Source organism: Tepidiforma sp., assembly GCF_034433535.1.
Classification (GTDB): domain Bacteria; phylum Chloroflexota; class Dehalococcoidia; order Tepidiformales; family Tepidiformaceae; genus Tepidiforma.
On the sequence record NZ_DAOUAO010000084.1, the window covers coordinates 1 to 6,648 of the forward strand.

The following is a 6,648-nucleotide window of genomic DNA, read 5'->3' on the forward strand; positions in this document are numbered from 1 at the left end:
GGCGGGGCGTCGTCGAAGCTGGGAGGTTGGAGCTGGGAGGTTGAAGGTTGAAGGTTGGAGGTGGGAGGTTGAAGGTTGGCGGTGCTGGCCGCGAGGTCTTCGAGGTCGCCGACGGTGACGCCGCGGCCCGTTTCGACGCGGGCGAGGGCCTCTTCGATGAGCACCTGCTGGAGGCCGAGCGGGAGCGTCTCGGCGGGCTGGACCTCGGGCGGGGCGGCGATGATTTCGACCAGGGGGCTGGCGCCCTGGCGCTGGAGGGTGCGGGTGGAGAGGATGACGGCATCGGGGCCGAGTTCGCGGCGGATGCGGACGAAGATGCGGGTGGTGTCGTTACCGATGTAGCGCTTCGTTTCCACTGGTCACCTCGATGTTGCCGATGGCCTCGATGTGGGCCTGGGGGGTGATTTCGGCGTAAGAGAGGACGACGATGTTGGGCAGGCGGCGTTCGAGCAGGCGCCGGAGGGCGAGGCGGATGCGGGAGGAGCAGAGGATGATGGGGTCGCGGCCGGCGGCGGCGACGCGCTCGACCTCGGCCGCGATAACGCCGACGAGACGCTGGACCTGCCAGGGCGGCATGGCGACCTGGGCGCCGCGGTCGGTTTGCTGGATGGCGGCGGCGATTTCGTCCTCGGTGCGGGGGCCCACGGTGATGACGCGGATGGTGCCGGATTCATCGCTGTACTGGCGCGTGATCTGGCGGGCGAGGGCGGCGCGGGCGTATTCGGTGAGGAGGTCGATATCGCGGGTGATGCGGCCCTGGGTGGCGAGGGCTTCGCAGATGGTGACGAGGTCGCGGATGGAGACGCGTTCGGCGAGGAGGTTTTGGAGGACCTCCTGGACTTCGCCGACGGTAAGCGTGGTGGGGATGAGGTCGTCGACGAGGGCGGGGTACTCCTTGCGGAGGTTTTCCAGCAGGTTTTGGGTGTCCTGGCGGGAGAGAAGGTCGGGGGCGAAGCGGCGGACGAGCTCGGTGAGGTGGGTGGCGAGGACGGATTCGGCATCGACGACGGTGTAGCCGAGGAGCTCGGCGCGCTCGCGGTAGGCGGGGGTGATCCAGCGGGCTGGCAGGCCGAAGGCGGGTTCGAGCGTTTCGATGCCGGGGATTTCGCCTTCGGCGGTGCCGGGGTCCATGGCGAGGTAGTGGCCGGGCTGGAGGGTGCCCCGGGCGATTTCGACGCCGCGCAGCTTGACCACGTAGGCGTTGGGCGCGAGCTGGAGGTTATCGCGAACCCGGACGGTTGGGAGGACGATGCCGAGTTCGAGCGCGAGCTGGCGGCGGATCATCGTGATGCGCCGCAGGAGGCCGCCGCCCGCCTGCTCATCGACGATGGGGATGAGGCCGTAACCCACTTCGATTTCGAGCGGGTCGATGGTCATCATCTGGATGACCTGCTGAGGCCCGAGCTGTTCGGGTTCGGGCATCGGCTCAGGCTTCTGCATGAGGTCGGCGAGTTCGGCCTGCTTGCGGGAGCGGTCGATGAGGTAGCCGCCGGCGCCCGTGGCCGCCGCGATGACGAGGAAGGGGAGGCGCGGGAGGCCGGGCATCATGGAGAAGACGGCGAGCATGGCCGCGGCGATGTAGAGGGGGCGGGACTGGACGGTGACCTGGCTGAAGACTTCGTGGCCGAGGTTGGTTTCGCCGGCGGCGCGGGTGACGATGATGCCGGTAGCCGTTGAGATGAGGAGGGCTGGGAGCTGGGAGACGAGGCCATCGCCGACGGTGAGGCGGGCGTAGAGGTTGAGGGCTTCGGCGGGGCCGGTGCCCTGCTGGAGGATGCCGATCGAGAGGCCGCCGATGATGTTGACCAGGATGATGACGATGCCGGCGATGGCATCGCCTTTGACGAATTTTGAGGCGCCGTCCATGGCGCCGTAGAAGTCGGCTTCGCGGGCGATTTCCCTGCGGCGCTGGCGGGCCTGGGCTTCGTCGATGAGGCCGGCGTTGAGGTCGGCATCGATAGCCATCTGCTTGCCTGGGAGGGCATCGAGCGTGAAGCGGGCGGCGACTTCGGCGACGCGCCCGGCGCCGTTGGTGATGACCACGAACTGGATGACCACGAGGATGAGGAAGACCACGAGCCCGACGACGAGGTTGCCCCCGACGACGAAGCTGCCGAAGGAATGGACGACCTCGCCGGCATCTGCGTGGAGAAGGATGAGGCGGGAGGTTGAAACGTTGAGGGCGAGGCGGAAGAGGGTGGTGATGAGGAGGAGGGAGGGGAAGACCGAGAACTTCAGCGGCTCTTCGGTGTAGATGGCGACGAGGAGGATGACGATCGAGGCGGCGAGGTTGAGGGTGAGGAGAAGGTCAACGAGCGGGGTCGGGAGGGGGATAATCATCATCCCGACGATGGTGATGATGCCGACGGCGAGGAGGACGTCGGTCTGGCCGAGGACGCGGCCGAGGGAGGAGGCGGGGCGGGCGGGGGCAGCTGCGGTCATTCACGGGCTCCCGGGGAGGTGGTAGGGCGGCGGCCGGTGCGGGCGCGCAGGGCGTAGACCCAGGCGAGGACCTCGGCGACGGCGTGGAAGAGGCTGGCCGGGATGTAGTGGCCGATGGGCACGCTGGCGTGGAGGGCGCGGGCGAGCGGCGGCTCTTCGAAGACGGGGACGCCGGCCTGGCGGGCGACCTCGCGGATACGGAGGGCAAGGTGGTCCTGCCCCTTGGCGACGACGATGGGGGCGGGCATGGTGACGGCGTCGTACTTGAGGGCGACGGCGTAGTGGGTGGGGTTGGTCACGACGACGTCGGCGGTCCGGACGGCGGCGATCATGCGGTTCATCAGCTGTTGCCGGCGGCGGCGAATGGCGGCCTTGATTTGCGGGTCGCCGTCGGTCTCTTTGAGCTCCTGGCGGAGTTCTTGCTTCGTCATGCGGAGGCGCTTGAGGTACTGGCGGCGCTGCCAGGCGAAATCGAGGAGGGCGAGGAGGAAGAGGGCGCCGGCGGCGCGCAGCGCGATATCGAAGCCGAGGCGAGCTAGGCGGGCGGTGGCATCGCCGACGGAGAGGGTGGTGAGCGTGGCGATCGCGTCGAACTGGCCGCGCATGGTGAGGTAGACCACCGCTGCGACGATGACGAACTTGAAGAGCGACTTCGCGAGGCGGAAGAGTCCTTCGGCCGAGAAGATCCGCTTGAAGCCGGAGCCCGGGTTGAGGCGGTTGAACTGGGGCCGGATGCGATTGCCGCTGAGCAGCGGACCGGTCTGGACGATGTTGAGGGCGATGGCGGCGACGGCGATCAGGGCCAGGAGCGGGAGGAGGGCGAGCAGGGTGGCGCCGGCGTAGTGGCGCCCAAGCTCCTGGGCGGATTCCGGGGTGAGCGCCGGGACAGGCTGGCCGAGCCCTTCGGCAAGGATGGCTTCGAGGCTGTCCCAGAGGCGCGGGCCGAGCGCCCGCAGGGCGAGGATGGCGAGGAGAAGGACGCCGATGGAGACGACTTCATCGCTGCGGGCGACATCGCCCTTCTGGCGGGCATCGCGGATGCGCTTTGGAGTTGGCGCTTCGGTGCGTTCGCCGGCCATTAGCGGGTACCCCCGAGGAGCACCTGGCTCGAGCCGGCCAGCCCGGCGCCAAGCACCGAGTGCATGAGCTGCATGGTCAGCGGGAGCGCGGCGCCGAGGACGAGGATGCCGACGCCGATCTTCACCGGGGCGCCGACGATGAGGATCTGCATCTGCGGGACGGTGCGGGAGACGATGCCCATGCCGACATCGGTGAGGACGAGGGCGGCCATGACCGGCATGGCGAGCCGGACGGCGGTCACTGTGAGCCCGGCGATGAGGGAGGTGATGCCGGAGGGCTGGATGGTGAAGGGGTCGAAGGTGCCGGGCGGGACGGCGCGGAGGGTCTCGGCGAGAGCCTGGATCACGAGGTGGTGGCCGTTGATGGCAAAGAAGACGAGCGTGACGAGGACGGAATAGAACTGCTCGAAGGCGCCGAATTCGGTGCCGGTGATGGGGTCGAAGACGGCGCCGAGGCCGAAGCCGACCTGCAGGCCAATGATCCGGGCGGCCATCTGGAGGCCGATGACGACGAGGTTCATGGCGAGGCCGAGGGCGAGTCCGAAGAGGGCCTCGCGGAGGACCGCTTCGACGAGGCGGCCCATGGTGACGGGCAGGGCCGGGGGCACCTGGGCCGAGGCGATGGGCGTGAGCACGAGCGCCAGGAAGACGGCCAGGCCAACCTTCGTGGTCGCCGGGATGCCGCGGTGGCTGAGGAGCGGCGAGGCGACGAGCATGGCGCTGGCGCGGATGAGCAGGAGGAGGAAGGTGTAGGTCGTCGCGGAGGACAGGTCGAGCGCCATGGGTTCAGCGACCGTAGCTGGCCATGTTGGCGAAGAGGCCGGCCGAGAAATCGAGGAGGGTGGCCATCATCCAGGGGCCGAAGAGGAGGAGGACGACGAAGACGCCGACGAGCTTGGGGACGAAGGTCAGCGTGGCTTCGTTGACCTGGGTGGCGGCCTGAATGATGGAAACAACCATCCCGACGGTGAGCGTGGTGAGCAAGAGCGGTGCGCCCACGAGGGTGGCGACCGTAAGGGCTTCGCGCATGAGGCCGAGGATGACGCCTTCGTTCACGTGAGCACTCCTACGCGAAGCTCCCGACGAGGGAGCCGACGATGAGGTACCAGCCATCGACGAGGACGAAGAGGAGGATCTTGAAGGGCAGGGAGACGATGACGGGCGGGAGCATCATCATGCCCATCGAGAGGAGGGCGGAGGAGATGACGAGGTCGATGATGAGGAAGGGGATGAACATGACGAAGCCCATCTGGAAGGCCGTCTTGAGCTCGGAGATGGTGAAGGCGGGGACGAGGACGTAGGTGGGGATGTCGTCGGCGGTTTCGGGCTTCGGGCTGCCGGAGAGCTTGAGGAAGAGGGCGAGGTCCTGCTCGCGGGTCTGCTTGAGCATGAACTCGCGGAGGGGGGCTTCGCCGCGGCGGAAGGCTTCTTCCTGGGTGATAGTGCCGGCGAGGTAGGGCTGGATCGCCTCGTCGTTGATGGTCTTGACGGCGGGGGCCATCACGAACGCGGTGAGGAAGAGGGCGAGGCCGATGAGCACCTGGTTGGGCGGCAGCTGGGGGATGCCGATGGCGTTCCGGACGAGGGAGAGGACGACGATGATGCGGGTGAAGGAGGTAACCATCACGAGGATGGCGGGGGCGAGGGAGAGGACGGTGATGAGGACGAGCAGCTGGATGGCAGCGGAGACGTTGCGGGGGTCCTGGGCGGCGAGGGCGGGGTCCTGCGGGGGGGCGGGCTGGGCGCCGGCCGGCTGGGCGACGCAGCCGGCGAAGAGCAGGAGCGCCAGGGCGAGCAGGGTCGCTGTGGCGAGAACCCGGGTGCGGCGGCAGTATGGGCGGTGCGACACGTGGACTCCCGCGGACGAGCTGGCACCAGCGTATCGGCGGGATGGAGGGGCTCAGTATCCGGAGAATCCCGCCGCCCGGGCGGGAGAACCCTGAGGAGCAGGGGGTGGGATGCCTGTATTGGGGCGGTGGGACCCCGCGGCCGCTAACGCCGGGGTTCGGCGCCGATGATGGGGTCGGCGGGGGGCGTGGCCGCAGGCGTCTGGTGGCGGCGGAGCGATTCGAGGAGCTGTGCGGCGAACTCCCCGAGCGGCGCCGGGGAGGCGCGTTCGGCCTCGGCAAGGACGCGGGCGGCTTCCTCGGGCGTGAGCTCGTTGAGCGTGGTGATCTGCTGGGCGGTGGCTCCGATGGCGATGACGCGGTCGCCGAGGGCGAGGAGGTGGATGGTTCGGCCGTTGGCGATCGGGAGGGTATCGACCACGCGGAGGAAGCCGGTGGTGCTGCGCGGGGCGGCCATGCGCCGGGCCCACCAGCGGAGCCCAATGATGGAGCCGGCGATGACGATGACGACGAGGGCCAGGCGCCAGGCGAGGGAGGCGAGGGCGCCGGGACCGAGGCTAAAGCCGGAGGACGCCGGTTCGGCCGGGGCAGCATCGCCCGGGACGAGGGTGGGGCTGGCAGGCGAAGGGTCGGGCGCGGCGAAGGAGATGACGAGGACGGCGAGGAGCAGGCAGCCGCCGATCACGACCAGCCAGGTGATGCGCCGGCGGGCGGCCGGGTCGTTCATGCGACGGTCTCGGGCTCTTCGACTTCCTGGCCGCGTCGGATCACTTCGACCACGCGGACGCCGAAGTTTTCATCGACGACGACCACTTCGCCGCGGGCGATGAGGCGATCATTGACGAGGATGTCGACCGGTTCGCCGGCGATGCGGTCGAGTTCGATGACCGAACCGGGGCCGAGGGCGAGGACTTCGGCGACGGTGAGCTCGGTGCGGCCGAGCTCGACCGTGACGTTCATCTGGAGGCCAGCGAGGAGCTCGATGCCGCTGGTGTGGGTCGAGGGGGCCGGGTCCGGGAGCGGGGTGAAGCGGGCGCGCTGGGCTGCGATGGGCTCGGTCTGCTTCGGGGGGAGGCCAGCGGCCGAAGCCGGCCGGGATGTCCCGGGCGGGGGCGTCACGGGCGGCGGGGGTTCGTTGAGCTCCACATCGAGGAGTTCGGCAGCTTCGAGGTCTTCTTGAGTGATGAGCGGGGGCTCGGCGGTTGCAGCTGCGGGCTCTTCGAAGGCGCCGGCAAGAGCGCCGGCGACAATATCGAGGAAGGTGCCGGGCAGGAGGAAGG

General features: G+C 69.1%; 7 protein-coding genes and 1 pseudogene. All 8 read right to left on the minus strand.

Annotation, left to right across the window (positions count from 1 at the left end; all coding sequences use genetic code 11):
* Positions 1 to 356: pseudogene (locus VAE46_RS04885) on the minus strand (hypothetical protein); the annotation flags it as partial.
* The gene (gene flhA, locus VAE46_RS04890; protein ID WP_322795798.1) at positions 331 to 2,442 is read right to left on the minus strand and encodes a flagellar biosynthesis protein FlhA; all 2,112 of its coding nucleotides are present in this window, start codon (positions 2,440 to 2,442) and stop codon (positions 331 to 333) included. The gene flhA and the pseudogene VAE46_RS04885, both read right to left, overlap by 26 nt.
* The gene (flhB, locus tag VAE46_RS04895; protein WP_322795799.1) at positions 2,439 to 3,521 is read right to left on the minus strand and encodes a flagellar biosynthesis protein FlhB; all 1,083 of its coding nucleotides are present in this window, start codon (positions 3,519 to 3,521) and stop codon (positions 2,439 to 2,441) included. The genes flhA and flhB overlap by 4 nt, the downstream gene beginning before the upstream one ends.
* Positions 3,521 to 4,303: a flagellar biosynthetic protein FliR gene (locus VAE46_RS04900; protein ID WP_322795800.1), complete on the minus strand. Its 783-nt coding sequence runs from the start codon at positions 4,301 to 4,303 to the stop codon at positions 3,521 to 3,523. Before VAE46_RS04900 ends, flhB begins: the two co-directional genes overlap by 1 nt.
* A gap of 4 nt (positions 4,304 to 4,307) precedes the next feature.
* Entirely contained in the window at positions 4,308 to 4,577 is a 270-nt protein-coding gene (gene fliQ / locus VAE46_RS04905) for a flagellar biosynthesis protein FliQ (protein ID WP_322795801.1), read from the minus strand.
* A gap of 10 nt (positions 4,578 to 4,587) precedes the next feature.
* Positions 4,588 to 5,370, minus strand: a complete 783-nt coding sequence (gene fliP, locus VAE46_RS04910) for a flagellar type III secretion system pore protein FliP (RefSeq protein ID WP_322795802.1) — start codon at positions 5,368 to 5,370, stop codon at positions 4,588 to 4,590.
* A gap of 143 nt (positions 5,371 to 5,513) precedes the next feature.
* On the minus strand, positions 5,514 to 6,095 hold the full coding sequence (locus tag VAE46_RS04915) for a flagellar biosynthetic protein FliO (RefSeq protein ID WP_322795803.1): 582 nt from the start codon (positions 6,093 to 6,095) through the stop codon (positions 5,514 to 5,516).
* A partial coding sequence (gene fliN / locus VAE46_RS04920) for a flagellar motor switch protein FliN (protein ID WP_322795804.1) occupies positions 6,092 to 6,648 on the minus strand: 557 nt, incomplete at its 5' end. The genes VAE46_RS04915 and fliN, both read right to left, overlap by 4 nt.

What these genes read in the sequence shown, in the direction of transcription:
- VAE46_RS04900 (WP_322795800.1), bottom strand. Translation starts at nt 4,303, where the DNA reads ATGGCGCTCGACCTGTCCTCCGCGACGACCTACACCTTCCTCCTCCTG.
- flhB (WP_322795799.1), bottom strand. Translation starts at nt 3,521, where the DNA reads ATGGCCGGCGAACGCACCGAAGCGCCAACTCCAAAGCGCATCCGCGAT.
- VAE46_RS04915 (WP_322795803.1), bottom strand. Translation starts at nt 6,095, where the DNA reads ATGAACGACCCGGCCGCCCGCCGGCGCATCACCTGGCTGGTCGTGATC.
- flhA (WP_322795798.1), bottom strand. Translation starts at nt 2,442, where the DNA reads ATGACCGCAGCTGCCCCCGCCCGCCCCGCCTCCTCCCTCGGCCGCGTC.